This window comes from Paenibacillus sp. 2RAB27, from assembly GCF_052115445.1.
Lineage (GTDB): Bacteria > Bacillota > Bacilli > Paenibacillales > NBRC-103111 > Paenibacillus_E.
Window position 1 is genome coordinate 1 of the sequence record NZ_JBFRGR010000041.1, and the last position, 26,341, is coordinate 26,341.

At 43.5% G+C, this 26,341-nt stretch carries 22 protein-coding genes, 1 pseudogene and 1 other annotated feature; of the genes and pseudogenes, 8 read left to right on the plus strand and 15 right to left on the minus strand.

The annotated features are described in order from the left end of the window. Window positions 1–519: response regulator transcription factor (locus AB4114_RS31085; RefSeq protein WP_441991883.1), on the minus strand; the 519-nt coding region annotated here is incomplete at its 3' end. A 202-nt stretch (window positions 520–721) separates the two neighbouring features. Here AB4114_RS31085 and AB4114_RS31090 point away from each other — a divergent pair. Beyond that, window positions 722–1,915, plus strand: a complete 1,194-nt coding sequence (locus tag AB4114_RS31090; RefSeq protein ID WP_441991918.1) for an MFS transporter — start codon at window positions 722–724, stop codon at window positions 1,913–1,915. A gap of 131 nt (window positions 1,916–2,046) precedes the next feature. Here AB4114_RS31090 and AB4114_RS31095 read toward each other — a convergent pair whose 3' ends face one another. Continuing rightward, complete coding sequence (locus AB4114_RS31095) at window positions 2,047–3,183, minus strand: collagen-like protein (RefSeq protein ID WP_441991884.1); 1,137 nt, start codon at window positions 3,181–3,183, stop codon at window positions 2,047–2,049. A gap of 207 nt (window positions 3,184–3,390) precedes the next feature. On the opposite strand from AB4114_RS31095, the gene AB4114_RS31100 reads away from it, so the two are divergent. Then, window positions 3,391–4,425 carry a YheC/YheD family endospore coat-associated protein gene (locus AB4114_RS31100; RefSeq protein WP_441991885.1) on the plus strand — a complete coding sequence of 345 codons (1,035 nt, stop codon included), beginning with the start codon at window positions 3,391–3,393 and terminating at the stop codon, window positions 4,423–4,425. Between the two features lie 50 nt (window positions 4,426–4,475). Here the strand turns inward: AB4114_RS31100 and nasC are convergent. Together nasC and AB4114_RS31110 are read right to left on the minus strand one after the other, a co-directional pair. Next, window positions 4,476–6,611, minus strand: a pseudogene (gene nasC / locus AB4114_RS31105) (assimilatory nitrate reductase catalytic subunit NasC). Window positions 6,612–6,754: 143 nt separating this feature from the next. Then, window positions 6,755–8,914 (minus strand): alpha-galactosidase, encoded by a 2,160-nt coding sequence (locus AB4114_RS31110; RefSeq protein WP_441991886.1) that lies wholly within the window; start codon window positions 8,912–8,914, stop codon window positions 6,755–6,757. Window positions 8,915–9,021: 107 nt separating this feature from the next. Here AB4114_RS31110 and AB4114_RS31115 point away from each other — a divergent pair, with 107 nt between their 5' ends. Continuing rightward, window positions 9,022–9,897, plus strand: coding sequence for an AraC family transcriptional regulator (locus AB4114_RS31115; RefSeq protein WP_441991887.1), 876 nt, complete (start codon window positions 9,022–9,024; stop codon window positions 9,895–9,897). Between the two features lie 95 nt (window positions 9,898–9,992). Here AB4114_RS31115 and AB4114_RS31120 read toward each other — a convergent pair whose 3' ends face one another. Further along, entirely contained in the window at window positions 9,993–10,349 is a 357-nt protein-coding gene (locus tag AB4114_RS31120) for a hypothetical protein (RefSeq protein WP_441991888.1), read from the minus strand. A gap of 327 nt (window positions 10,350–10,676) precedes the next feature. Between AB4114_RS31120 and AB4114_RS31125 the strand changes: the two genes are divergently transcribed. Both AB4114_RS31125 and AB4114_RS31130 read left to right on the plus strand, forming a co-directional pair. Beyond that, window positions 10,677–11,108: a DUF1641 domain-containing protein gene (locus AB4114_RS31125; RefSeq protein WP_441991889.1), complete on the plus strand. Its 432-nt coding sequence runs from the start codon at window positions 10,677–10,679 to the stop codon at window positions 11,106–11,108. 21 nt (window positions 11,109–11,129) lie between these two features. Further along, window positions 11,130–12,311 (plus strand): NAD(P)/FAD-dependent oxidoreductase, encoded by a 1,182-nt coding sequence (locus AB4114_RS31130; RefSeq protein WP_441991890.1) that lies wholly within the window; start codon window positions 11,130–11,132, stop codon window positions 12,309–12,311. Between the two features lie 182 nt (window positions 12,312–12,493). On the opposite strand, the gene AB4114_RS31135 is transcribed toward AB4114_RS31130, so the two are convergent. From AB4114_RS31135 to AB4114_RS31145, 3 genes are all read right to left on the minus strand, one after another. Continuing rightward, window positions 12,494–13,639: a GerAB/ArcD/ProY family transporter gene (locus tag AB4114_RS31135; protein WP_441991891.1), complete on the minus strand. Its 1,146-nt coding sequence runs from the start codon at window positions 13,637–13,639 to the stop codon at window positions 12,494–12,496. 265 nt (window positions 13,640–13,904) lie between these two features. Further along, window positions 13,905–15,086: a Ger(x)C family spore germination protein gene (locus AB4114_RS31140; RefSeq protein ID WP_441991892.1), complete on the minus strand. Its 1,182-nt coding sequence runs from the start codon at window positions 15,084–15,086 to the stop codon at window positions 13,905–13,907. 17 nt (window positions 15,087–15,103) lie between these two features. Then, entirely contained in the window at window positions 15,104–16,606 is a 1,503-nt protein-coding gene (locus AB4114_RS31145; protein ID WP_441991893.1) for a spore germination protein, read from the minus strand. A 277-nt stretch (window positions 16,607–16,883) separates the two neighbouring features. On the opposite strand from AB4114_RS31145, the gene AB4114_RS31150 reads away from it, so the two are divergent. After that, entirely contained in the window at window positions 16,884–17,102 is a 219-nt protein-coding gene (locus AB4114_RS31150; protein ID WP_171630507.1) for a hypothetical protein, read from the plus strand. Between the two features lie 19 nt (window positions 17,103–17,121). On the opposite strand, the gene AB4114_RS31155 is transcribed toward AB4114_RS31150, so the two are convergent. The 5 genes from AB4114_RS31155 to AB4114_RS31175 form a co-directional block, all read right to left on the minus strand. Then, the gene (locus AB4114_RS31155) at window positions 17,122–18,138 is read right to left on the minus strand and encodes a Gfo/Idh/MocA family protein (RefSeq protein WP_441991894.1); all 1,017 of its coding nucleotides are present in this window, start codon (window positions 18,136–18,138) and stop codon (window positions 17,122–17,124) included. 143 nt (window positions 18,139–18,281) lie between these two features. Further along, window positions 18,282–18,920, minus strand: a complete 639-nt coding sequence (locus AB4114_RS31160; protein WP_441991895.1) for a class I SAM-dependent methyltransferase — start codon at window positions 18,918–18,920, stop codon at window positions 18,282–18,284. A gap of 383 nt (window positions 18,921–19,303) precedes the next feature. After that, a complete protein-coding gene (locus AB4114_RS31165) occupies window positions 19,304–19,489 on the minus strand; it encodes a twin-arginine translocase TatA/TatE family subunit (protein WP_057313821.1) in 186 nt (61 codons plus the stop codon). A gap of 34 nt (window positions 19,490–19,523) precedes the next feature. After that, window positions 19,524–20,732, minus strand: coding sequence for a ZIP family metal transporter (locus tag AB4114_RS31170; protein WP_441991896.1), 1,209 nt, complete (start codon window positions 20,730–20,732; stop codon window positions 19,524–19,526). A 20-nt stretch (window positions 20,733–20,752) separates the two neighbouring features. After that, entirely contained in the window at window positions 20,753–21,802 is a 1,050-nt protein-coding gene (locus tag AB4114_RS31175; protein ID WP_441991897.1) for a multicopper oxidase domain-containing protein, read from the minus strand. A gap of 329 nt (window positions 21,803–22,131) precedes the next feature. Here AB4114_RS31175 and AB4114_RS31180 point away from each other — a divergent pair, with 329 nt between their 5' ends. Together AB4114_RS31180 and AB4114_RS31185 are read left to right on the plus strand one after the other, a co-directional pair. Beyond that, window positions 22,132–22,305: a hypothetical protein gene (locus AB4114_RS31180; protein ID WP_441991898.1), complete on the plus strand. Its 174-nt coding sequence runs from the start codon at window positions 22,132–22,134 to the stop codon at window positions 22,303–22,305. Between the two features lie 73 nt (window positions 22,306–22,378). After that, window positions 22,379–22,717, plus strand: coding sequence for a hypothetical protein (locus AB4114_RS31185; RefSeq protein WP_441991899.1), 339 nt, complete (start codon window positions 22,379–22,381; stop codon window positions 22,715–22,717). Between the two features lie 51 nt (window positions 22,718–22,768). Here AB4114_RS31185 and AB4114_RS31190 read toward each other — a convergent pair whose 3' ends face one another. Both AB4114_RS31190 and argS read right to left on the minus strand, forming a co-directional pair. Continuing rightward, window positions 22,769–23,968, minus strand: coding sequence for a CapA family protein (locus AB4114_RS31190; RefSeq protein ID WP_441991900.1), 1,200 nt, complete (start codon window positions 23,966–23,968; stop codon window positions 22,769–22,771). Between the two features lie 132 nt (window positions 23,969–24,100). After that, the gene (argS, locus tag AB4114_RS31195) at window positions 24,101–25,813 is read right to left on the minus strand and encodes an arginine--tRNA ligase (protein WP_441991901.1); all 1,713 of its coding nucleotides are present in this window, start codon (window positions 25,811–25,813) and stop codon (window positions 24,101–24,103) included. Window positions 25,814–25,864: 51 nt separating this feature from the next. Further along, window positions 25,865–26,086 (minus strand) — a binding site (T-box leader). Window positions 26,087–26,341 lie beyond the last annotated feature (255 nt).

Sequence of the window (26,341 nt, forward strand, 5' to 3'; positions counted from 1 at the left end):
AGGGTGACTTGCTAAAAGGTACAGGATATCAAATTCTTTCGGCGTAAGCTCGACTTTCTCTCCATATAGAAGAACAGATCTTTGATCCGCATCGATGGTCACACCTCCCACATCCAATACGGGGCTGCTTGCTGCTGCCGGCTGGCTCAACTGAATAGATCGCCGTAGCTGTGCATTCACCMTAGCCACCAACTCCATAGGGTTGAACGGTTTCGTCATATAATCGACTGCGCCCATAACTAACCCCGTAATTTTATCTAAATCAGAGGATTTGGCACTCAAAAAAATGATCGGCAATGAATAGCGCTCTCGAATTTGCCGCGTCACTTCATACCCATCCATCTTCGGCATCATGATATCTAGAATCGCCAGATCAATGGCATGTGACTCAATCGCTTGAATAGCCTCTTTCCCGTCGGATACTTTAATGAGGTGATAGCCCTCTTTTTCCAAATGTAACGCAACCAAATCAGCGATCTCCGCCTCATCATCTGCGATTAAAATCGTCGTACGCTTCATCTCTATCGCGCTCCTTCAAATACTTGTCCCGCTGTCGTTTACAATTCATTCCTATTATAACCGATTCGACTTCTATGGGTACCTCTCTTCCAAATTTTCTCACTGGACAGGCATAACACCGTATCTTCTAAGTAATAAATGGGAAAATATAAATGAATTGAAGTAGTGGTAAACGCGACTAGTACATAAAGGAGGAAGCTTCATCACCAAAGTATGCGATAAAAAGGATCCCAAACTCGTCTTTCGTCAAGTTTTTTGGGCTGCTGGGTTTGGCTGGTTATTTGATGCCATGGATGTCGGTTTATTATCTTTTATCCTTGTTGCACTTCGCAAAGAGTGGGCACTCACGGCCCAAGAGGCAGGGCTTCTCAGTTCGGTCAATCTGATTGGCATGGCAATCGGTGCCGCTTTCGGCGGATACCTTGCGGATAAGTTTGGGCGTCGTCCCGTGTTTTTGCTGACCTTAGTGTGTTTTGGTGTATTCAGCTTTGGAAGTGCGTTTGCAAGCGGATTCGGTAGTATGCTTATACTCCGTTTCTTAATGGGTCTTGGGTTAGGTGCTGAACTTCCTGTTGCCTCTACACTTGTTAGTGAATTCGCGCCGCCCGATAAAAAAGGGCGAATTGTTGTGTTGCTGGAGAGTTTCTGGGCTGCAGGCTGGATTATAGCGGCTGTCCTCGCTTACTTTGTGATCCCGGCGTTAGGATGGCGAACAGCTGTCATGATCGGGGCAATCCCCGTATTGTTTGCTTTTTGGGTCCGGCGAGCGGTTCCAGAATCGCCTCAATTCGGTAATCATCGTGGTCGCCCGATTAAATTAGGGGTGTTGTTCACTACTTATCGAAGAGAGACCATTGCACTTTGGGCTGTTTGGTTCGCCATTGCTTTTTCCTATTACGGAATGTTTCTTTGGCTTCCTTCCGTTTTGGTCGATAAAGGTTTCTCCATGATTCAGAGCTTTCGTTATGTACTTCTCATGACACTAGCCCAACTGCCTGGTTATTTTACAGCCGCTTATGTTGTGGAGAAATGGGGTCGCAAGCGGACTTTAACCGTTTTTCTTGTTCTTTCCGGGGTAATGTCAGTTGGTTTCGGGCTAAGTAACAGCATCTCTATGCTTTTATTAACGGGCTCATTACTGTCCTTTTTTAATTTAGGAGCTTGGGGAGCACTGTACGCGTACACGCCAGAAAATTACCCGACAGAAATAAGAGCCGTAGGAACAGGCTTTGCGGCTAGCTTCGGCAGGATAGGTAGTGTGATTGCACCATTTTTGGTAGGTGCAATGGTACAAACGGATATTGGCTACGCATGGATATTTGGCATGTTTGCATTAGTTATTTTAATAGGAACAGGGATATTGCTCATATTCGGTAAAGAAACCTTGGTTCGGTGAGTCCATAGCCCACCCTCATTCTACTCTCTCCCATTCATATGTTATGCTTGAAAGCGCCTCATTTCAGTCAATGAAATAAGGGATAAGCATCGCTTACCCCAAGACTTCAACAATATTTGCGGCTACGTTTTTTAACTAGGCGTATAAGAAAGACTTGCACTAAAAGAGAGTTGAGTAATATCAGCTGCTGAAGGATTAGACGCTACATTCGTCCTTATACGAATACCAATCCGATCACCTGCTACGACACCTAATGTTCCGAGATTAATATTCGTTGCTGCATAGAAAGTACCGGCAATTACCGTATTACCAGGACCTCCAAAAGTAAGTGAGCTAGTCAGTGGAGTTGTCAAGTATTGTGAAGCAAGATGACTAACCCCATTATTAGGAAATGAAGGAGCTCTGAAAACTGTGAAATCATATACAAGTGGTGTCACATTTATAGAGGCCACTGAAGCAACCAATAAATCTGCGCTTATTTGTAAATTTCGAATAATTCCATTAAAGGGAATTGGGAATGCAAAACCACCTGCTTCTGGCGGCATCGTTGATTCTCCAGCACCATTAATAACTTCAACCGTATGATTACCAAAACCCATTAAAATTGGCGCAGCAGATACGACTGTAGCACCACTGAGAATAACACCAGTTGAAAATGGAATTAATCCTCCAGCACCAGCCGCACCTGCGGGGCCTGTGGCTCCGGTTGGTCCTGCTGCTCCCGCTGTTCCAGCTGGGCCTGTTGCGCCAGTTGGTCCCGGTGGACCACCCGCTGGGCCTGTTGCTCCGGTTGCTCCTACACCTGTAGCTCCTGTTGCTCCTGTAGCACCCGCGGTTCCCGCTGTTCCGGTTGATCCGGTTGCACCTGCTGCTCCCGCTGGGCCTGTTGCGCCAGTTGGTCCCGGCGGACCACCCGCTGGCCCTGTAACTCCTGTTGCACCTGCTGGGCCGGTAGCTCCCGTAGCTCCTGTACCTGTAGCTCCTGTAGCTCCTGTAGCTCCCGCTGTTCCCGTTGATCCTTTGGGTCCTTCTGGTCCCTCTGGCCCTTTGGGTCCTCGTGGACCTTCAGGCCCTTCGTTCCCTTTGTGACCTCGTGGCCCTTCTGGCCCCGTAGCTCCCTTTGCTCCCGTCGCTCCTGCTGGTCCTGGTGCTCCTACTGGTCCTGGTGCTCCCGTAGGACCTGCTGCCCCTGGCGCCCCTGTAGCTCCTTGGGGCCCTCGTGGGCCTTCTGGCCCTGGAGGACCTGGCGGGCAATTACATTTCCCCATACTAATCTCATCTCCCTATTTTCAAGCGTATTTCATCATATTAAAAGCCTAAATAGATAGACACAGTAAATGCCTACCAAATTAGTAAAAGTGGAAAATAAAGCTAATTATTCAACAAAAATCAGCTCTTTTATGTGATTGTCCCATACCAAAATGACCGCGCTAGCATTCATTATTAAAGATGGATGATGGCAGGGAGTGATAGGAATGGACAAGCGCCTATTAATAGGTATTATGGTAACTAAAAGGATTAGTAGAAAAAGTATTTTGGGTCTTTGTCAGCGTTATCAAAATCAAAACCTGAGACTTTATGCTTTCACTCCAGCAGATATACGGTGGAAAAAGCAACGTATTATTGGACTTAGCCTGAAAAATGGCAAATGGATACAACGTATGTTCCCTTTCCCTCGTGTCGTCTATAACCGTTGTTATAACAAAGACTCAATGACCATTCAAAGCCTAGAGAAAATAATAGGTAAGAATAAGTGTTTCAATTCAATCAATCATTTCAATAAATGGGATCTTCATAACCAACTACACCAATCAAATCTTTCGGAATATATACCCGACACATTTCAATATAATGAAGTGAACATATCAGAACTATTAGACAATAATAATCTTCTCTTTATAAAACCAATTTATGGATCTAAAGGGACATCAGTCTATCGAATCGAACGTACAAATAATGACGATATTCATATTTCCTTACACAGTCTAGCTCCAAGAGTTATTTGCAGGAAAAATGAAAGCATTCAGGAAAAGTTAGATGTTCTCCTCGGAGGAAAGAACTACTTGGTCCAACAAGGGATTCAAATGACTCAACTTGATCGTCAATATTTTGACATCCGTGTCCTTGTTCAAAAGGGGAATGTTGGTCAGTGGATGATATACAACATCACTTGTAGAGTGGCATACGAGCGTTACTTTAACACAAGTATGTGTGAACGCGTATATGATGCAGCAGAAATTCTCAAGCGAATACTTTCGCCTGAAAAAGCAACTGAAATCCTACAGTCTCTGTACGAATTAAGTGTAATGGCCGCTCAAGAAGCAGAAACTCTTATGGGATCATTGGGAGAACTGAGTGTGGACTTTGTTTTGGACAAACAAAGTAAATTATGGATTATTGAACTAAATGGAAAGCCTCAAAAAAATATATACGAGGATCTTAAGGGTTTTAAACATAAGGATCTGTATCGTAGACCAATGGAATATGCTTATCATCTTACTCAATCATAAAAAAACCGAACTCACCGTTGCAAGAGATCGATGAGTTCGGTTTATTCATTTTATACATATTCAGATACTAACGGGCTTACCTGTACCGCACACACTTTAAACCCAGGCATTTTGCATGTTGGATCGAGTGCATCATTCGTCAATTTATTAACGTTCTGGGTATCACCCCAATGCATAGGCACGAACACGGTGTCTTCGCGAATAGCGTCACTAAATCGACTACGTACGTGAATTTCACCGCGTTTGGACGTTAATTTCACAAGTGTCGCATCCTCGATATGGTGCTTTTTCGCTGTACTTGGATGGATCTCCATGAAGGATTCCATATCTCTCGCGGCTAATGATGGACTTTTACGTGTTTGCACACCTGTTAGATAATGTACGAGAACTCGGCCAGTGGTCAAATACAGCGGGAAATCCTCACTGGTTTGTTCCTTAGGCAAATGATTCTCCACGGTAGTGAGAAGCGCTCTTCCCGCTGGAAGCGGAAAAGAAGATTCGAATAAGCGTTTGGCACCAGGGTGCCCTTCTTCTGGACAAGGCCAATAGACGCCTTCTTCCTTCCGCAATCGCTCATACGTAATGCCATAATAATCTGCTGTTCCTCCACGACTTGCTAGTCGAAGCTCATTAAAGACATCTTCCACCTGTGTGAATTGAAAGAATTGACCTCTTCCAAGCTGCTCAGCAAGCTCACAGAGAACCTGCCAATCATGCTTAGCTTCACCAGGTGCTGCAAGATCAGCTTCTCTTAGAAGCACGCGTCCCTCAAGGTTCGTTAACGTTCCTGCATTCTCTAAAAAGGCTGTTACCGGTAAAATCAGATCAGCTAACTGTGCCGTTTCGGAGATGAGGAAGTCCGCAACGACAAGGAAATCGAGCTTCTTCAAGCCTTCTTCTACGAAGTTTGCATTGGGGTTCGAGACGAGTGGATTCGAGCCCATCACGAATAAAGCCCGGATCTCCTGCTCATGGACTTTCTCCATCATTTCATAGGCTGAAACTCCCTTGCCAGGCAACTCGCTCGGATCGATGCCCCACACATTCGCGACATAAGCGCGATCCTCTGGATTTTCAATCAGGCGGTAGCCTGGAAGCTGATCTGCTTTTTGACCATGCTCCCTTCCGCCCTGCCCGTTTCCTTGTCCTGTGACGGCGCCATAGCCGCAGCCAGGTTTGCCAATTTTACCAGTAAGAAGCACGAGATTCAGAAAGTTTCGAACCGCCATGTGGCCATCCGTTTGCTGCTCCACGCCTCTTGCTGTAAACACCATGCCCGTCTGCGCTTTGCCATAACTCAATGCGGCTTTACGAATCAACTAAGATGGCACTCCGGTTAAGTGGGCGATCTCCTCCATATCAAGCGAATCGAGATGCGCTCTAAGTTCCGTTAACCCAGTAGTTCGATTAGCTACGAATTCTTCGTCTAAACAACCTTCCTCAAGCAGAACTTTGAGCATCCCATTGGCCAAAGTCGCATCCATCCCAGGCTTCACGCGCAAATGAATATCGGCGATACGCGTTGTACCCGTTTCACGCGGATCAATGGCTATGATGATGGCACCCTTCTCTTTCGCTCTTTTAAAATAAGGCATCAACGTCGGTTGACACTCCGCAATATTCGTTCCCGCCAGTATCATACACTCGGCAATTTCAATGTCCGAAAGTTGGTTCGTTAACCCTCGGTCAATCCCGAATACTTTAACCCCGGCTGATGCCGCGGCCGACATGCAAAATCTACCGTTATAATCAATGTACTTCGTTTGCAGGGCAACACGCGCGAATTTCCCTAATACATAAGCAGATTCATTTGTGAGTGATCCTCCGCCATATAACCCTACGGTATGGTTGCCATACGCATCACGGAGGTTGTTAAATTTACTTGCGATTAGCTCATAGGCGTCATCCCAAGTAATTCGCTCAAACCTACCATTGCGCTTCACCATCGGATGAAGTAGGCGTTCTCCTGTAAGTACATGCTGATATGCATATATGCCTTTGATGCAAAGTCGCCCTTCTGATGCTTGATTTGACATCGGCACAACAGAATAAAGGGACTGTCCATTGGCGGCGCTGCGATCTTCGATGACTTGCATTTTGCACTGTACACTGCAAAAGGGGCATTGCGTATCCATCACATGTATAGAATTGGAAACGACTTGTTCCTGCTTAACAAATAGACTCATGAGCTCACCTTGCCAATGCAGCTTTACGCTGCGAATTTACTGAATCAAATCTTGACTTGCACTTCGATCGTAATCTTTTCCTGAGCAAGTTGCAACAATTGGGATGATTCTACCGTAAAATGGGGCCGTCGCGAATCTAACTCTCAAGAAATCGATGACTTGTCGTATCGATACATAATGAAAGTGAATGGTGCTGGTCGTGTGACCACATATTCTCCTTGCGGAGTCGATTGCCAGACCATTTGAAGCTGCGATTGAGGAATTAGCACTTCATCTTTTACATCCATTCGCATCAGCTCGGTTACGTTTACGGCACCACTCACTCCCCAAAGTTTCATAGCTGCGGAGTCAGATTCATGCAGCTCGCGGAAGATAAGGACATAACCATGCGTTGGGCTGCAAATACTTTGCAAGCCTGTCCAGCTAGCCCCGGAGGGTTCTTCACCAATTGGCAAAACTTGTCCAGCTAAGATCTCAGCATGATATGGTTTCAACGCCTGAATAGTTCTAGACAAACAATCCATTTGCTGCTCCTCTAATCTCGTTAGTTCCATCCAGGCTAATGGGTTCGAGAACGCTGTTGCTGCGAACGCATAGACTTGCCCGCATGTTTCAGGAGCTAAAGGATCTTCCGCATAGTTATCTGTGTTGCGATTCACATTCAAGAATTCCATTTGCAGTCTCGAAGATGGTAGATAAGGAGCTAACATCCAAAGATTGCGCAGCGTCCAGTGAGGATAATAATTTTTCCAATCGGAGTAACGATTTTCAAGGAAGATACTGCCATATTGGGTTTGCCCAAAAAATCCTAGTCTCTTCTGAGCGGTCGTATCGATATTGAAATCAACTTGCCCGTTGGTCGCTTTCTGAACGTATCGCATCAAATTCAATAACCGAATCTCTCCCAGCTTAGAGCGTAGCTCTATGCCATCTAGTTTAAATGCACGAATATTGTAAGTGCGATGTAGATGCAATAAGTTAGCAATGTCCTTTTCCCAGTTCATAAAGTCATGTACAGAGTCTGGTGAGTACCATAAGCCTAAATCAACCCGAAGTTCCTTGGCAAGCAAAACGATAGGTTCAAGCCCACTCGGAAACCTGTCCGGATGAACCTCCCAGAAATCGCCATCGCCACTATAATAATCGCTCCACAACCCTCCATTCGCCTTCGTTGCTGCATGCACAGAATTGCTCGTTACCCCCTTCTGCCACCCGTCGTCAATTTGCAAGATACTTAAACCAAGAGCAGCAGCTGCCTGTAATTCTTTGATCAAGAACGACTCACTTATTGCGCCATCTTTCGAACGATCCCCCCACGTATTGCTCATCATGAAACTATCTCTATCCGAATTGTGTGCACGAAGATTGCGATGATACCTATGCAGTAAGTCAAATCCGCCGAGTATAGACCCATCATAAACACCAATGGTTACACCGTATGAGGTCGTCTCCTGTGTTTGTTGGAGATCTTCTTCACTGATCCCCGTCCCTTCCAGACTCAAACGCTTCCCGCGAAATTGAAATTCCATGCGAGTCTTACCGAATTCCCCCAATGGTGTTGGACCTTCTTTGATAATTAATAAACCACTCTCATGAAGTGTTTTCGTAAGAAACAATAGATTACCATGTACGCTTCGTTTCTCATTGATATATAACAAACCCGTGTCACGACTTACGAGATTATTGTTCGTATCAGTCTGATCTAAAAATTGAATAGATGTCCATCGGCAATGTAGATCTCGAAGTACCATATGATCACAATAATCAGCCAGCACGACGTGATGTTGCTTATTATTCGTGTCTAATTGAAGTGCTGTCGTGGAAAGAGTGCTTTTTACATCGAAATCTTCTTTTGTCCAGGCGAGATATCGTTCCTTATCTGGCGGGGTAAGATTGCTTTTGACATGACGATCTGGTATCACGGTTATTTCGTGTCTAATGAATGGTGCATCAGGATAGATCTTCAAAGTTAATCGTCGGATAGAAGCTATCGCTTCAAAGTGCATATCTACATTCGTTTGTAGATAAGGCTGAGATACGCCATAGTCATTCTCAACGAAATTCGAAATGAATATGGCATCCGGCTGCTGCTCATCAGATAATCCTGGTATTTGAAACAACGGGGTATCGGATTCTGCTGCGAGCCATTCCTGCTTTGTATTTTTATCTAAAATAGAGACATTAACTGGACGGCCGCTGGCAAACGACAAACTCCTTTCCATCTTGGCATTCCCAATCCGCAAATAAGTCCCTTCAACACGAACATAACAATCCAACCATTCCTTAAGCACCATATCCACCATATCTTCCGTAGCCTCCAATGTGGTAAAATATTAACCAATACGGACATTATATATCTTAGTAAGGATAGAAAATATAGTAACATCTTGATGATTGGTGGTAAAATATTGTGCATAAATCTTATGGCTTTCGATACACGGAAGATGCAAATCGCCACCTATTTAAGCTCAACTCGATCGGGCACAGCTCTGTGACTGACGAGAACTACCAATGGAACGGACTAAAGCGTGGCGGGCAAGGGGTCATTTTTCAATGGACAATTAAAGGCGCAGGTAAACTTCGCATTGGGAAAAAGCATTACACCGTCCCGAAAGGCCATGCATTTATGGTAGCTATTCCTAGCGATCATGAATATGCATTCGATGCCTCGTTGTGCGATCAATGGGAGTTTATGTGGATTCGTTTTGAGGGGTTCAAAGAGGATTGGTTGCGACAAGATTTGCTTCAAACGTATGGGCCTGTTTTTGAAATCCATCCTGATGCGGCTCCAATTCAGCTTCTATGGCGACTGTATTCAGATACAGCGGAGAACCAATTGAAAGACCGATTTGATCTTTCGCTTCGCATTTATGAGTGGATGCTTTCCCTGCAACGTTGTTTATTGGATGGAAACGCGCCAACAAATTTAGAAATTCCCTCCGCCTACAAGCGCGTCGCCGCTTACATCCAGGACCATATTGCTGATGACCTTTCCTTGGATCGGTTAGCAGAAGTCGCACAGCTGGATAAATATTATTTATGCAAAATGTTCCCCCACTACTTCCGCATAACCCCTATGGATTATGTCCGTAACCGACGAATCGAGAAGGCCGCCGAGCTGCTACGCGATCATGGACTGTCCATTACACACATTGCAGCCTTATGCGGTTATACAAGCTTGAGCTACTTCGGGAAGGTATTTCATAAAATGGTAGGACTATCGCCAATTGCGTTCCGGCTATCGGAAGTCAGTGAGAGCGAAGATTACTTACGATTCTTGGAGTGATCGGGCAACTTGGCGAGAAATAAGGCCCTTTTGGGGCTTTATTGCAGCCGAAGGCTCGAATTTCACAATAACAAAAAAGAACCCCGAAGGATTCTCTAATCACTGCTATTTGTCCCACTATCACTGCTGCCACCACCACCGCTATCGAATCCGCCACTACTGCCACTGTCTGAACTCCAGCTACTTCCGCTGTCAGTACTTCCTGAGCTATTATTATCACAATTTGCACGATTGTCTGTTGATGTACCGTTCGAATCATAATTAAGTTCAGGTTGATTGTTATTCAGCTGATGCTGACTTTGATTATCCATAAGCATGGGATTGATGGTCGTCGTGTGGTTGTTGAAATTCGACTGAGACCTGCGGTTCCCACCACTTGAACCTGAACCTGGTATTACAAGTGAAGCTATGATGCCTATTATTGCGACTAAGATAAATATCCCAAATATCATCGTGTACGCCCTTCCTCATTTACAACATATTTTACAATTATTGTATTCGATGCAAATGAGATAAATCCTGTGCAAGCTAACTTTTAACTAAATTCTCGTAGGCAAACCGTGAAGATACATCAGAATTCAATCATGTAATGAACAGAAACGGATGCCCTACGCTCAACGTGTATAGCATCCCTTCCTTATTCAAGGTGCAAACGGTCCTACTTGTGTACAAAAATAGGATTTGTTCACMAATTTGAAATATCTGCCTTTATAAATTTATTGTCAAAAGGTGTAGAATAATGTAATACGTTTTTTTCTACGCAAAGGAGGATTTGTCATATGTCTCAGACATCAACTATTCAAGAAGTACCCGTTTCAATTGTTGCTGAACCCAAATCATTAGACGTACTTGACCAATTACTGAAACCCGAGGTGCAAGAATCGTTAACACTTCTGGTAGATAATCTCCCTAAACTAGCTGAAATGGTTAACATGCTTACCAAAGCTTACGATTTCGCACAAAATGTAGCGACTGACAAAGTACTTATAAATGATTTTGCCCAAGGTATTGGGGAATTCGTAAAACCTGTGCAAGAGAAAGCAAAAAACATCGCATCGGCAGCTATTGAAGCTGGTGAGCGGTCGCAAGCTGATGTTAGTACAACCATCGGTCTATTCGGTATGTTGAAAATGCTGAAAGACCCTGAAGTGCAGAAAACACTTCGATTTGCTCAAGCATTCTTGAACGTACTCGCTGAACGAAAAAATTAATCCGGACAAGGGATGGTAACGATGGCTAAACAAATATTAATTCTTGGCGGCGGGTACGGTGGTCTCTTGACTGCGTTAACTGCACGTAAACATTTATCTGCTTCAGAAGCTAACATTACGATCATTAATAAATTCTCAACGCACCAAATCATTACCGAGTTACATCGATTAGCAGGCGGCACAATTAAAGAACAGGCCGTTGCACTTCCCCTTCAGAAACTGCTAGGCGACAAAAATGTCAATATCGTGGTTGACACGATCCAAGAAATTAAACCGAATGAGAAACAAGTCCTTACAAGCAGCGGTGCCGTACATAAATACGATTCACTAGTTGTAGCACTTGGTAGTGAAACGAACTACTTCGGCATTCCGGGATTGGAAGCGAACAGTTTAATTCTGAAATCAGCTTCTGATGCTAACCGGATTCGTGCTCATGTTGAAGCTCGCTTGGACGCTTATAAAGCTTCTGGGAATAAGGCGGATGCGACGATTGTGGTCGGTGGCGGTGGTTTAACGGGAGTTGAGCTTGTCGGTGAATTTGCAGATAAGCTTCCTGAAGTTTGCCGTGCTAAAGGCATTGATTTCAATGATATCTCCATCTACTGTGTGGAAGCAGGCCCAGCCATTCTTCCTGTGTTCCCAACAGTACTCATTGAGCGTGCTGTCACAAGTCTTGAGAAGCGTGGCGTTACCTTCTTGACGGGTGTTGCGATCACTGAAGCTACGAGTAATTCGGTTTCGTTGAAAAGCGGGCAAACGATCGAGGCGAGCACGATTATTTGGACTGGCGGCGTCAAAGGCAACCAAGTTGTCGGCAGCTGTGGGATCGCAGAAGATCGCGGCCGGGCTACGGTGACATCGACACTACAATCCACATCACACGAGGATATCTTCTTGGCTGGTGACTGCGCAGTTGTATTCCCTGAAGGAAGCGAAAGACCATATCCTCCAACTGCTCAACTTGCATGGCAAATGGGTGAGACGGTTGGTTACAATTTGTCCGTTCAACTTAAAGGCGGCGTCATGGATAAATTCGTACCTGTGTTCTCTGGAACTCTAGGTAGCCTTGGTCGTAAAGATGGCATTGGCACAATCGGCGGTAAGAACACACAGTTAAAGGGCTTACCTGCTACACTTATGAAGGAAGCAAGTAACGTTCGTTATCTTTCACACATTCATGGATTATTCGCTTTAGCTTATTAATAAATACAGATGTCTCGCAGCCTATATGGTTCGTGAGGCATCTTTTTTTATTCTCAACGCATTGTTGATCGTTGCTTCCCAATCAATGATATTAATAGTACTAGATAGTTTATGTTCCTTGTCCTGAAAGGCATGGTATGAAAGCGGATCATGCTTTGCCCAATTGAGAGATGATAGAAACATCACGATTCCGTCAGCAACTCAGTGTCGTTCCTTGATCCCTTTTTACGTTTATCTCGGAGATCAAAGATATAAAACAAAATGAGCATCAATACGGGAATCACGATACAGAAAGTAATGTCGAAATAAACATAGTAGGACTCAAGAATTGCATTATATTCCGTAATATTAGGCGTACCCACAACTGTTCCCACGAGTAGCAGCATGCCAATTGGTATGGTCAGCATATGACTCTCCTTTAATTGAAACAGTTCAGCAAAGCCTGAGGTTAATGAGAAAAAGAGGAGTAGCGTTTTATAAAACACCGATATGAACCATAGAAAAGCCATAACAGCCTCTAACCGCTCCAAGAAATGACCAATCGTAATTTTCTGTGCGAGTACGAAGGTCGGATAATATTTCGATTCCATTAAATTTGGACCTAACACAAGTACACACAAAATCACAATGATAAATAAAATGGCACCACCAATTGCATAACCGATTAAGATTGGTTTAGTTAGTGATGTAGAACCTACAACATTGGATACAAGCATAAGTAGTACAATCATTTCTGAAAAAGCAGTAACAAAAGCCATGATTGCTCCCTGAAAAATTACTCCCATTCCTTCTGCCGCAATAGGTTTCAAGTTTGAGAATTCCACTTGCGGCAGTAATAAAACAAAGAGAACTAGGAAGAAGAGCATAAATACTGGAAATAGCAGCTCTCCCATTCGTGCAAACGCTTCAACACCATACCTATAGGCGATAATAATGACCAAAATGAATACAGCGATGATCGCATTAATAGGTGTTTCTGGCATTAATTGCGTTGTCATAAACTGACTCATCTCACTTAACAAAGTTAGCGAACACATATAGAACTCGAACAAAAATAGTACGATGATTAAACTACCAATCCAAACCCCAAGATTTAACCTTAGGAGATTAAAGAGTCTCCGCCTCCGAAGTTTGTTAGCGATACCCGCGAAAATACCCGCTGCTACGAAACCAAGGAGTATGGCACACAACATAGACAACCATGCATCTTGTTTGGAAGCAGCTGCGAGAATGGTCGGCAGAATGAGAATCGAATCTCCGATTACGCCAAGAATGATTAAAATCGTAAACTGGCGTACGGATATGGTAGCATTGTCAAATGTTCTCACTCGAACCTCCTTGTCCCTGCATCCAGCCTAATTAACCGATCCAACTGAACATCCAAACAACTATTTTAAATGGGTTTGGTATCACAATCTCTAATGTGAGTAATATATACAACACGCTAGCTATTAGCAGGAATATGATGAAAATAACTAATTCTCGTTTATGATTTTGACGTAATAATTTAGGCGCATCTAGCCAGAACGTACCCGCGGCTAAAGCAAGAACGGTGAGTACAGACGCCATCCAAGACCAAGCCTTTCTCCATAGCTATTTCATGGTTGAATTCCCAATTGTACCCGTCTTTCGAATAAACAATCCGATCTTATAATTGACATTTGTTTGAGGGAACATCTCATCATTCCACGTATCTTTAACTTCTTTCCAATACGCAGGCTGATCCTTTCCTAGCTGACTACCAAAACCAATAATATCCGATTTCATCTTCTTTGCCCTAGCAACGGTCGCTTCCACATTCGACTGTATGATTTGTTTCGTTTCTTGCTCTAGGCGTTTGATCGTTTGCGGATCCGTCAAATCGATATCTCTGCATTGTCTACTCACGATGTTCGCTTCCGCACGAATGGACACATCTATCACAGGTTTCCCGTCCTGTACGCCTGCTTTTAACTTAGAATCAGATGATGTAATTTCAATTCCCGTATATTTCTGTTCAGCACAAGGAATTTCAATAGATGTGCTATCCAATTTGTTTGTAATGTCTGTATATCCTTTACTTTCCTGCTCATTTAACCAACCAATTAATTTGTCATCTTTAAACACTGCAATCCCCGTGTAGCGGAATCGGCTAGGCGGCTGAAAATATTCTACGTTTGTTTTCCTGTCACCAACGGCCGTGTCACCAATTAATTTGATACCAGTTAACGCGAGTTCGAAACCCTTGCTGGACAACTTATTCAACGCTTCATCCAAGGTCATAGCAACAGTCGGTGCCCATGACTTCTGTGAAGTTTGTAAGGATTGCTGCATACTATAACTAGGTAATTTCTCGACGGGTGTAAATAGTTTCAAAATATTCTCAGCCATATCTCCTCTTGCTACAACGATATTAAAATCCATCCGCAATTCATTATCACGGACTGAATTATCGAGGAAATCTTTAATCCCTCGCTTCGCTAATTCCTCACCAATGATATACATTTGCAAATGTCCCATGTAGACTTTCCTTGGTGCCTCCGCTGTTAACGACCTCGCTGCCTCAAATAGTGTCTTCCCTCTACCTTGATAGAGCGTGCTAGGCGGACGATCCCCACCTCTTCGTTGGGCAGATATTTCACTTGGATTAACAACTTGAAAGGACACCAAATACTCGCCATCCTTCCAATCCACACCGACGCCAAGTACAATAAGCAGCTCATTTAATTCACGTCTGCTCCAACACCCAGTTAGCATGAGTAAGCAAAGAATCAAGACAGTTAATTTATATTTCACCCTAAAGCGCCTCCCAACTAACGCTTTCGTATTCTTTCGCTGCCTTCATCTAGTGATGTCTCAGGACGCTTAAACACAAGCCATCTCGGTAAACGAACCAGCGAATCCTCTAAATCTGCTTTGCGGTATGGTGAAAATGGAGACATATAAGGCTCTCCGAAAGAACGAAGAGCACACAAATGAAGTAATAACACAAACATCCCCATGGCAATCCCGAATAACCCAAAACTTGCCGCAGCCCCMATAAATACAAACCGAAGCAGACGCACTGGAATCGACATGCTATACGCTGGCAACGTAAAGGTTGAAATGGCCGTTACTGAAACGACAATAACCATGGCTGCCGAGACAATTCCCGCTTCTACTGCAGCTTGTCCGATGACAAGTGTGCCTACGACAGATACGGCTTGTCCAATTGCTCTTGGCATGCGAAGACCCGCTTCTCGCAATATCTCGAAGGTCAACTCCATGACTAACGCCTCCACAAATGCGGGCAACGGCACCCCTTCACGTTGCGCTGCCAGTCCGATTAACAGGGAAGCTGGCAGCATATCACGATGAAAAGTCGTTATTGCGATATAAATGGAAGGCAATAGCAAGGAAATAAACACTGCGCTAAATCGAAGTATCCGAAGCAGAGTTGCATAATAGGCTCGTTGATAATAGTCCTCTGCTGATTGAAAAAAAGTAACGAGCTGTGTAGGTACCAGCAAGATATTAGGTGTACCATCTACGAGAATCGCCACCTTTCCCTCTAATAACTGGGATGCCGTGGAGTCCGGGAGCTCAGAATTATAAATAGTTGGAAAGAGTGAAAATTTATTATCATCAATCAATTCCTCGATATATCCGCTATCCAAAATGCTGTCGATATCAATTGCTCTTAATCTTGACCGAACGAGTTCGATTACGGAAGGCTTAGCAATCCCGTTAATGTACATAATCGTTACGTCTGTTTTCGTCATCCGACCAATGGATATCGTCTCCAGCCACAGTCTGTGGTCTTTAATTTTACGTCTAATTAACGCAGTATTGGTGCGAAGTGTTTCTGTAAAACTCTCCCTCGGACCACGTACGGACGTCTGGTTGGTGGATTCAGTAACATCACGTCCCTTCCATTTACGAATGTCTGCGCGATAGGCGTAGTGCTGCTGATTAAATAAAATAATAGCCTCGCCTGAAAGTAAATTCTCATACAGAGCTGCCATATCCGCTACGGTTTGAATGGAGCCTAATCCTGTCAGCAGTTCTTTGGCAAGTGTTTCTGTATCCAGACTTTCTCCATGTGCGTCCTGTGTGACATTCCTTACCATCATTTTTAACACATCGAAAATATACGTATTTATGGCCAACGTATCGGAAAGTCCATCGATATATACTACTGCGGCTGCTACGATCAAAGTGCCATCATCCTGTATCTCTCGAATGACGACATCGTCGCTTCCGCCTAAATCCATCATGATTCGTTCAAGGTTTATTTCAACATTCGGGTCAATAGGAATCGTTGCATCATCTGGCATGATGTTAATCCCTCCTTATTCTCATCCCTTCCCCATTATGACCATTTGAATTGGTAGATAAACCGTGATAGATGTTTTGGCCAATTCTTGCTTGGAACAGTAAAAAGCCGTTACCAAAGGGTAACGACAAGAATTACATAGTACAATAAGAACATATCTCGCCAAATTCGCATGTCGTACATAACTGCGAATATACTCAAGTTATAACTGAACGAATAACAATGGTACAGACGATCCAACCGTCTTGAGGCGGCGACCGAAGGGGAKGGCGATATTCATGATGATGACCTTGACATCCGATGGAGATCTATTCACAGCAGCGCTATCTCAAACAACGGTATCCGTGTGGCAAACAGATGAGAATGGTGTTTTCTGTGAAGTCGATCGCGGAATCATTGAAGAGTTCACAAGAATATCCATTCGCATGAGTACGATCACCGATGAGATTGCCTTTTATTTCCGTGACGATGGAACAGAGTTTCGAGCTGAAACCTAGAACCAGTTCTACCAGGTTGTTATAGATAACTAATTCGTTTCCMAGATCTAGCCGATTCATACACATCCATGACGAGATTGAATGCCTTAAAGCCTTCGGGTCCATTCAAACCGTAACTGCGATCCGATAATAAATGGTCATAGAAATCAGCAATTTGAGTACCATGACTAATTCCCCAGTACGATTTGGCCCCTAGATTCGTCGTTTCTGGTGAAGTCAGCATCGTTTGCACACCATCAATCACCCGATACAACGTATCACCCGTGAGTACGAGTTTCCCTTTTTCAAAGACAAGCTCAATCTCAACAGGGGAATTTACCCCATACGCGTTCGTTGCATAGAAGATAGCCGTTGCTCCACTTCGATACGTGAGGTGTGCATGAACGGTATCTTCTACTTCAATAATTCCCTCAAGGGAATCCGTCGACATGGTTCCTTTAATACTAGATACTTCGCCGCCTATCCATTGCAGTAAATCCAACGTATGAATAGACTGGTTAATTAGGACGCCACCGCCTTCTGTTGCCCATTTCCCTTTCCACTCTGTTTGATAATAGGACGCATCTCTGGACCAAGTGACAATTCCTTTAAGACAAAGCAACTTCCCTAATTCACCGGATTGGGCGGTTTTCTTCATGATTTGGGAGGCCGGATTATATCGGTTTTGGAAAATAACACCAAGCTGTACATGCGGATTCGCTTCTGCTGCACGTAACATCGTTAGTGCCGCTTCTTTCGTTTCAGCCATCGGCTTCTCAGTAAGAACATGCTTACCCGCATGTAGTGCATCAACCGCCATTGGCGCATGCTGGTAATGTGCCGTACATATGTGAACGACGTCAATATCAGGATTTTTCAACATGTCGAGATAATCGGTGTAATACGCACAGTCATACGTTTCAGCAGTTTGAGCTGCTAATTCGGCGTTCGTATCAACTACGGCCACTAGTTTCGCTGTCGGTATTTGTGAAATAGCTTTCAAATGTAAGCCGGAAATCGCTCCGCAACCAATAAGTGCAATGCCAATCTGTTTCATTGGAATCCCCTTTTCTGCTTCGATATTATGGTCCAACTTGATGATACACATGTATATATTAGAGGTTCGCTCATCCAGCACCAAATCCTTTACGATTCTGCATGCGGAAATTGACCACTTATTGCTTTATCATGACTTTTCACTTACCTGCGTGGTTGTAAAGCAATTTCCCACAGTATCTTCTTATTGGTATATCGATCCATTTCATATTCCTCCATATGCAGATAAGTCCATTTTTCTTTATCAAAAAATCGCTCTATCTCTTCTCGATCAAAAAATCTTCGATAAATCCCTTCCGATTCCATTAAATAGCGATCTGTCGTTGGCATGACATTTCCCTTATTACTCATTTCATTGGTTGAATTCAACCTACAAAGTAAAATCCCCTCTGTTTTGAGCACGTTATGGAGATCTCGGATGACTTCATGGGTAGTCGCTTCATCAAAATAATGAATACTGAGATCAGCAATTAGGACTTGTACAGAATCTTTTGGAAAAGGAAGCCCCTCTGCCATATCCAAACAAAGCGTTTGAATATCTGGCAGGAATGACTTCAATGTACGAATTGCCACTTCGGAGATATCACAAGCGATTGGCGACAGTCCATGTTCTACAAGGTACTTGGCGTTATTACCGACACCACAACCAAGATCAACGATAAGATCTGCACGGCTTGTTGTCGATAAGTATTCTTGCCAGTATTTGTCCAACCAATTATCGAAAGTAGGTTTGAGGCCTAGCCTTTGATATGATTTATTCCAATAGTGTTCTAGTGACTTCATTATTTTGCTCCATCCGTTAGTCGTTTCTCTTTCTAAACCATATATACTACGGCAACCAGCAGTAAAATCCAAGGTATAAATTGTAATATGGCCCCCTATCCCCACCTACTCTACCTGTTAACTGGAAAATCTACAGTTAAATTTCACCATTTCGGTGCTTATGAAAGAATAACTGGATAACCTACATCTAATTCCGAGGAAATTTCTCGAAAATACAATTATAAGGATTATTAACGACATAATTTCCATTTATTTTCATATTCCTGCTCAAATGAAGGAAATTAGATGTACCTTTTACAGCTAATTGGTTACGAATAAAAATAAGCCGCCCAGTAATGCAGCTCACGCTACCACTGGACAGCCCTTTTATTATCTCATCAAAATTAATGTGTATCCTTCTGCTTATCTTTCGTCTCTTCTTCTTCCAACAAACCTTTCGTTCCTTGTCGAAACTCCTTGATGGTCGTTCCGAAAGCACGACCTAGTTGCGGAAGCTTCGTTGGACCGAATAAAAGTAACGCAACGCCTACGATTACAATAAGACCTGGTATGCCAATTCCTGATAGCATGTGAGTCACCACCTTTCCCCATCATTGTGAAACCTTAAAATTTCACCATTAACGCTGTTACATACATGATTAATATCCCTGCTGTAAGTCCACTGAAGTTTAACCAAGATACCGGAGATAGACCTTTTTTCTCAGATTCTCTCAGAATCATTTTCGAAATAACGTAAATGACCTGCAGAATCGCACCCGCACCGATACCGAAGAAGAGTGCAGCTAATGTATCGTTAAATATGAAGCCACCCGCCCATGTACCTATTATAGCAGGTCCGCCGGCGATTAATGCTAATTTGACAAATGTCTTCCACGTTGGGCGATCTTTCAGCAGTGGAGCTGCAATACCTACGCCCTCTGTAATGTTGTGAAGGGTGAAACCAATGATGAGGAAAGTCCCTAAAGCTGCCTCCCCTACTGCAAAAGCAGATCCGATCGCAAGACCTTCTCCAAAATTATGAAGCCCGATGCCTGTTGCGATTTTGTTCGCTACACGTTTGCCAGCATATGTTTCACTGCTTAATTTACGCTCATTCGACTGGTCGACAGCGATCAGGAATAAACAGCTCAGCAACGCACCGAACCACACTAGCCCTGAGCCTTGGAAGACGCCTGGCGCTTCAGCAGCCATCTCAAAGCCTTCGCCAAAGGTATCAATGACTAGGAAGAACAACAGACCAACGGTCAGTGCAAGAATCGCGTGCATGCCTCTTACCGAGAATCTACGAAGAAATGGATACCATAATAGGCCAAGCCCTACGGGAATTACCCCCACATAGAAGCCAATTAACGCGTATTGCCAGATTAGCTTCCCATTCGCTTCAGGCGTAGCAGCAGCCACTGCCACTTCACCTACGAAAATCAATCCATTCGACGTGATGAGTTTCACTTCATGAGGATCGCCTTGTACCCACGGGTATGGGATATGGATCATGCCTTGTTCGAATCTTTTTAACGTATCACTAGGTGAGAAAGAAGCATTCCAAAATGCGCCATCAACAACGACTTGAGCGATAGTTACTTCTTCTGGCCCTGAGTTCAGTACTTTCACTTGAATACCGTCATCATTTAGTGTGATTTTCTCGACATTCAAGACTTCGATCGGAGCAGCCGGTTCGTTCTCAATCCCGGTACCTACTTTGGCAATCGTTGTAATAATGGCTAATAACAAGATCAAGGGCAGAAGGCCCCAAAGAATAGCTTTTATTTTAGAGGGAGATGTCGGCTTACTGGTTTGATTATTGATACTCATATCGTACGTCGCCTCCTTTCTTATTCAGCAATGAAGAATCCCATCCAACCGAGTTCAGCAAATTCGCTTTGATGCGCATGGAACATGTATCGCCCAGGTAGTGGAAACACAATTTCCAGAATCCCACGTTCACCCTGGCATTGCATTATGGTATCGGTATATGCTGGCCGAGCCTCAGGATCTGCCCCCGTTGCGTAATAGTTGAAAAAGTTCGCATGCAGATGAAAGGAATTAATTAAATCAAATTCAGTCAGATTGCTTAAGTAAATACGTACAAGCTCCCCTACCTTCACTTTAATCGGTTCCTGCTGATAGGCAAAAGCGTAACCATTCACTGTGTAAATTTCATTTTCCCCGTCGAGATCCAGATCGTAGCCATTCATCAGCATGTTGAATTCCTTCGCAGCAGCTCTTGGCTTCTTCGGGTCAATGATGAAATTGCCATAGAGGCCTTTATGGATATGTCTGGCTAAGGGAGCCACATGGCAGTGATAAACGTGCATACCAGCTGGTTTGGCTTCAAATTCATACGTAAACGAATCCCCGGAAAGCACAGATTCAAGTCCATCCATATTCGTAGGGTGCATGCCATGAAAATGAATGGAATGCGGATGAAGTGTTCCATTTGTAAATTTCACCCGAAGGACATCGCCTTCTGTACAACGGATTGTTGGACCTGGTATCGTCCCATTGAACGTCCAGCCAGGAAACTTGATTCCTTTGGCAATCTCCACATTAGCCTCATAGGCTGCGATCTCATATTCCCTAAGCGTTCTACCGTCAGGAAGTTTACTTACTTTCCCATAATCAAAAGCAGTCAGCGCATGCTGTGCAGCTTTGAAACCTTCTGTTACTTCGCTGCTCGGCACATAGCCATGCTTCATACCTTCATGTAATTGTTCTTTCATCGCATGGTGAATATCATGTTTATCTTGCGCTTGTGCGATCGGTGGCCTACCGAATAACGAGGACGGATTCAATAAGGCACTCCCTATCACAGCAAACGCTCCTGTCGTTCCTAACTTCAAAAGATTACGTCTCGATAGCTTTTTATCTTGTTTCTGAAACATCGCTATGACCTCCTATTATAAATTGCTTGTTTACAATTTTTTTTACCTAGGGAAACATTTTGAGTAAAAATAAAGTTTCCAGTGGGACAAAAAGTTTACCAAGGGAAACACCGTGTTTTAACTATATGCGGAATGGTCGCGAATGTAAACCTATTTGTTAAAAAATTCTAGACATCAGCCAATTTCATAAAATAACATGCTTATTCGACAAAAGCAGTCTTATTCTCATCTACGGTTTGACAAATATTTTCGCCTATTGAATTTATAATAGAGTTAGGTTTGTTAGTGAGGTTCTAACTATTGTGTAACCATTTGGGAGGATGATCGACATGGACGAGCAGTTTATTAAAAGATTACACTCACTTAATCGCCGCGATTCATTAAGGTCTTTGCTGCTTATCGAAGGTGTTCGCCTCACTCTCAGACGTAAAAAACAAGTAAGCTTGTTCAAGAGGCTTTTTAATCGCAAAAAGCAAAGCATAACTGCAAAAGGGTGGAAATAACGAACAGAATAATAAATGATAGGGTATTTCTCGCTTAACGCGCCCTTTTATAGTAGAATGATGTCTCAGCTACATGAAATGGATACGGGGTGTAGGAATGGCCATTAGCTTTACGAAAACAATTGTTACGCAGTTAACCAAAGAAATTGCTGACCTTGAAAGCAAACAGGTCAATTCGAAGAAAAAGAAAGAACAAGCCCTAGCCAAAATTAATCAGATTCAGCGAGATATGAAATTAAGCCAGTCACACAGTGATTTGAGCAGCAAAATGTCACGCGTGAATAAATTGAACGAAGAGGTTAAGACTAATGATCGACTACAAAAAGATTTAGCGAAAGAATTAGTAGCCAAGAAAACTGCTTTGAAGTTGAACCTCGCTAAAGCGACACCGCAGGATGAATCCTCATCGTGATGGATTGCAAAACAAAACACCGCCCTTTTAAGGAGCGGTGTTTTTGATTTCTCACATTGACGACTTAATATCCAGTTCGGGTATATTCGTTCGCATATGTTTTATTATCATTTCATAGTGAGTTTTAGCATGAATGAGTTGATCATTGGTTAACCTATCCATTGAAATAATTTGAAAATGGCGCCCTTGCTGACTATACGCGTAGGTTGGATGAAAGCTGGGCTTTATGAGCTCAATCTTAGTGGTATTCTCTTTGGTGGTTTTCAACACGTCAATGGTTGCCATGCCACCTATTTGCTTATACAAGTTGATTTGAGCGGATAGAAAGTTGCCCAGCGAATAAACAACAAAGGCTCGATGCCCGTGCTTCCCTTCTACCCAAGCAGGCGGTTGTAAAACATGCGGATGATTCCCAATGATGATATGAACCCCCATGTTCGCTAGCTTTTGAGCAAGACTAGTTTGACTGGCATCCGGAAATCGTTGATATTCGTTCCCCCAATGGAGTGCAACCACAATGACATCCGACAATTGTTTGGCTTGTTCCACATCCGTACGAATTTGCGAATCATCGATTCGATTGACCAAGAACGGCTTTCCCTTCGGTGTTGATATCCCATTCGTTCCGTAGGTGTAACTTAAGAAGGAGAACGTGATCTCATTTCGCGTGACCGTTCGAATAATGTCCCGATCGTTCTGGGATTTAAATGCACCCGTGTAGGGAATCCCAAGGGTATCCCAATAGGTGAGTGCGCTTTGAATGACCTTCTCGCCTCGGTCTAGCGCATGATTATTGGCAACCGTAACAACGTCCACTCCTGCTACTTTCAGAGCATCACCAATTTCGTGAGGGCTGTTAAATGCAGGGTAAGTGGATAGACTCAGCTCCTTGCCACCAATCATCGTTTCTTGATTAGCAACAAGGATATCAGGTGCTTGTAATATGTTCGATACCCCCGCGAAAATGTGATTAAAATTATAATTTCCATCCTTCTGCTTAGCGTCTATATAAATTTTATCATGGATGAGGATATCCCCGATTGCAGCAAGCGTCACCTGAGAGACTTTGGTTTCTGGTTCTGCTTGTTTCTTTGAAGTCGAATGATAGGGCTGTATCGGTGGAGAAGATATCTGGACAAAAGGGGCAACTTGCTTCGCTTCCATGCTTGGATCTTTGGGCGTAGCCGTATTTCCTAAGCATCCGCTTGCCAATAAGAATGTCGAAACAATCGCAGCAGCTCGCTTTAACACGACAAACCAGCTCCTTAAGGGTCACACCTGTATTATCCAGTAGTATTCCCCCTAAGAAAATCTCTCATGAATGAGGATTTTTACCAATTTACTTTGTCGAATTTTATTTAACTGCATTAATGATTAACTCCATTAAATTTCATGAGGAGCTTGTAAACCGATCAATTTCAAGCCATTACGCAACGTAATTTGAACGCATTGGACCAGAGCTAGTCGTGCTTCACGTACCTGTGCATCCTCTACTAGGATATAACAGGCGTGGTAAAAGCGATTAAATGCTTGCGCGAGATCAATGAGATAACGCGATATGATCGAAGGCTCCAGCTTTACCATGGCCTGCTCTACTCTTTCCGTAAACAAATAGAGCATTTTCACAACCGCCATGGCCTCATTATTTTGCAAATTAGCTCCGTCTATTTCCGCCATATCCATCGAATGTCCGTCAGCCAATTGCGCTTTCTTCAACACACTGCAAGTTCTTGCATAGGTGTACTGTACGTAAGGCCCCGTTTCACCATCGAAGTTAAGAGCTTCCTCCCACGAAAAATCAATATCTTTGATTCGATTCGCACTCAAATCGTTAAATATCACTGCTCCAATTCCTACCTGCTCAGCAACTGTAGCTTTATTCGCCAAGCTTGGGTTTCTTGATTCGATGACATCTCTTATTTTCTGAATAGATTGCTCCAGCAAGTTTTCCAGTCTTATCACGTTGCCTTTGCGTGTCGACAAGCTTCCCCCTTCAATGCTCACACGGCCAAATGCGACATGCTCAAGTTTGGAGGACCACGTATAACCCATTAATTCAACAACCTTAAACAACTGCTGAAAATGAAGATTTTGAGCATAATCCGTCACATAGATCAATTTCTCAAATTCGTATTTATCCGCTCTATATATAGCCGCCGTTAGGTCACGCGTATGATACAGGGAGCTGCCATCTTTCTTCAGCATTAATGCTGGTGCCATGCCATAGGCATCTAACCTAACTAATAAAGCACCCTCATCTTCTTCCACAAGCTGCTTCTCCTTCAGCTCCTGAATGACGGGCTCCATCTTGTCATTGTAGAAGCTTTCCCCCTGATATGTGTCGAATTGAACACCTAACAGCTTATAAATCTTCTGAAATTCATTGAGGCTGATCTTCACAAACCACTGCCACAAAGCTAGTGCTTCTTGATCACCGTGCTCCATTTTCGTAAACCAAGATCTAGCCTGATCTTCTAACGTTGGGTCGTGATCAGCCTCCTCATGAAATTTCACATACAGATCGAGAAGCTCATCGATAGCTCTCTCGTTTACAGCCTCCTTACTGCCCCACAAATGGTAGGCAACGATCAGCTTCCCGAACTGTGTCCCCCAATCGCCTAAATGGTTAATCCCCACACAGTTGTATCCTAGAAAGGCGTGAATCTGATATAACGCATTGCCGATCACCGTGGATCTCAAGTGACCAACATGAAAGGGCTTCGCGATATTCGGCGAGGAATAGTCGATCACAACCGTCTTTCCTTGTCCCAAAGTCTGTGAGCCATACTGTTCGCCAGCTTGACTTATATGACGAATAAGAGATTCTGCAAATGTAGACTTCTTGAGAAAAATGTTTAGATAACCGGATACGGCATTCATCTCGTCGATGTACTCATCTTCTAGGGTTGCTTTTAACTCCTCAGCAATGACTTGTGGTGATTTACTAAGGGTTTTGCTTAGTCGGAAACATGGTAAAGATAGATCCCCTTGATCCGGATTCGCTGGGTATTCCATCCATGCCATAATGTCTTGGGCCTCGAAACCAGTGAGTAACGATGTAATTTCCCCTGCAAAATAGAGCTTATAATTTAACATAGTAATTCTCTCCTATCTTTTCTAGAAAATATAAAAAGCCCCCGTCTCTATAAAAGAGACGAGAGCTGAACATTCCCGCGGTACCACTCTAAGTGTTAAACCTCTGGTTTAACCCCTCTGTTTCGTAACGGTCGACAGACCGGATTTACCTACTCCCATTTTCGGCAAACCATTTCCTGGGTCCGTTTCATTCTTAACATCCGTACCGGCTTACACTGACCCGGCTCGCTGCGACTGTCTGTTAGGAATTACTGTCCCATTCATTAATATTTCGATATGAATTTTTCAATATCTTACAAGGGATCCAAGGGAATGTCAAGCCCATATTCGTTGACTTATACTCAGCTTGAAGGTTGCAGGCGTGTACGAAGATCCGAAGATCCATAACTTGTTTCCAAAAAAATTAGACTTCTTCCCCTTTTAAAGCATTTACAATTGTAACCATACTGTACCAGAGGAGGGAAGATAATATCTAAATAAATGTAAACGTTTTCTATACTGGCAATGCAACGAATGAGTCGAACAGTT

Excerpts from the sequence above, each read along its gene's own strand:
- AB4114_RS31150 (WP_171630507.1), top strand. The coding sequence starts at position 16,884 with ATGATGATGACCTTGACATCCGATGGAGATCTATTCACAGCAGCGCTA.
- AB4114_RS31120 (WP_441991888.1), bottom strand. The coding sequence starts at position 10,349 with ATGATATTTGGGATATTTATCTTAGTCGCAATAATAGGCATCATAGCT.
- AB4114_RS31095 (WP_441991884.1), bottom strand. The coding sequence starts at position 3,183 with ATGGGGAAATGTAATTGCCCGCCAGGTCCTCCAGGGCCAGAAGGCCCA.
- AB4114_RS31175 (WP_441991897.1), bottom strand. The coding sequence starts at position 21,802 with ATGTTTCAGAAACAAGATAAAAAGCTATCGAGACGTAATCTTTTGAAG.
- AB4114_RS31165 (WP_057313821.1), bottom strand. The coding sequence starts at position 19,489 with ATGCTATCAGGAATTGGCATACCAGGTCTTATTGTAATCGTAGGCGTT.
- AB4114_RS31130 (WP_441991890.1), top strand. The coding sequence starts at position 11,130 with ATGGCTAAACAAATATTAATTCTTGGCGGCGGGTACGGTGGTCTCTTG.
- AB4114_RS31160 (WP_441991895.1), bottom strand. The coding sequence starts at position 18,920 with ATGAAGTCACTAGAACACTATTGGAATAAATCATATCAAAGGCTAGGC.
- AB4114_RS31180 (WP_441991898.1), top strand. The coding sequence starts at position 22,132 with ATGGACGAGCAGTTTATTAAAAGATTACACTCACTTAATCGCCGCGAT.
- AB4114_RS31170 (WP_441991896.1), bottom strand. The coding sequence starts at position 20,732 with ATGAGTATCAATAATCAAACCAGTAAGCCGACATCTCCCTCTAAAATA.
- argS (WP_441991901.1), bottom strand. The coding sequence starts at position 25,813 with ATGTTAAATTATAAGCTCTATTTTGCAGGGGAAATTACATCGTTACTC.
- AB4114_RS31125 (WP_441991889.1), top strand. The coding sequence starts at position 10,677 with ATGTCTCAGACATCAACTATTCAAGAAGTACCCGTTTCAATTGTTGCT.
- AB4114_RS31100 (WP_441991885.1), top strand. The coding sequence starts at position 3,391 with ATGGACAAGCGCCTATTAATAGGTATTATGGTAACTAAAAGGATTAGT.
- AB4114_RS31110 (WP_441991886.1), bottom strand. The coding sequence starts at position 8,914 with ATGGTGGATATGGTGCTTAAGGAATGGTTGGATTGTTATGTTCGTGTT.
- AB4114_RS31185 (WP_441991899.1), top strand. The coding sequence starts at position 22,379 with ATGAAATGGATACGGGGTGTAGGAATGGCCATTAGCTTTACGAAAACA.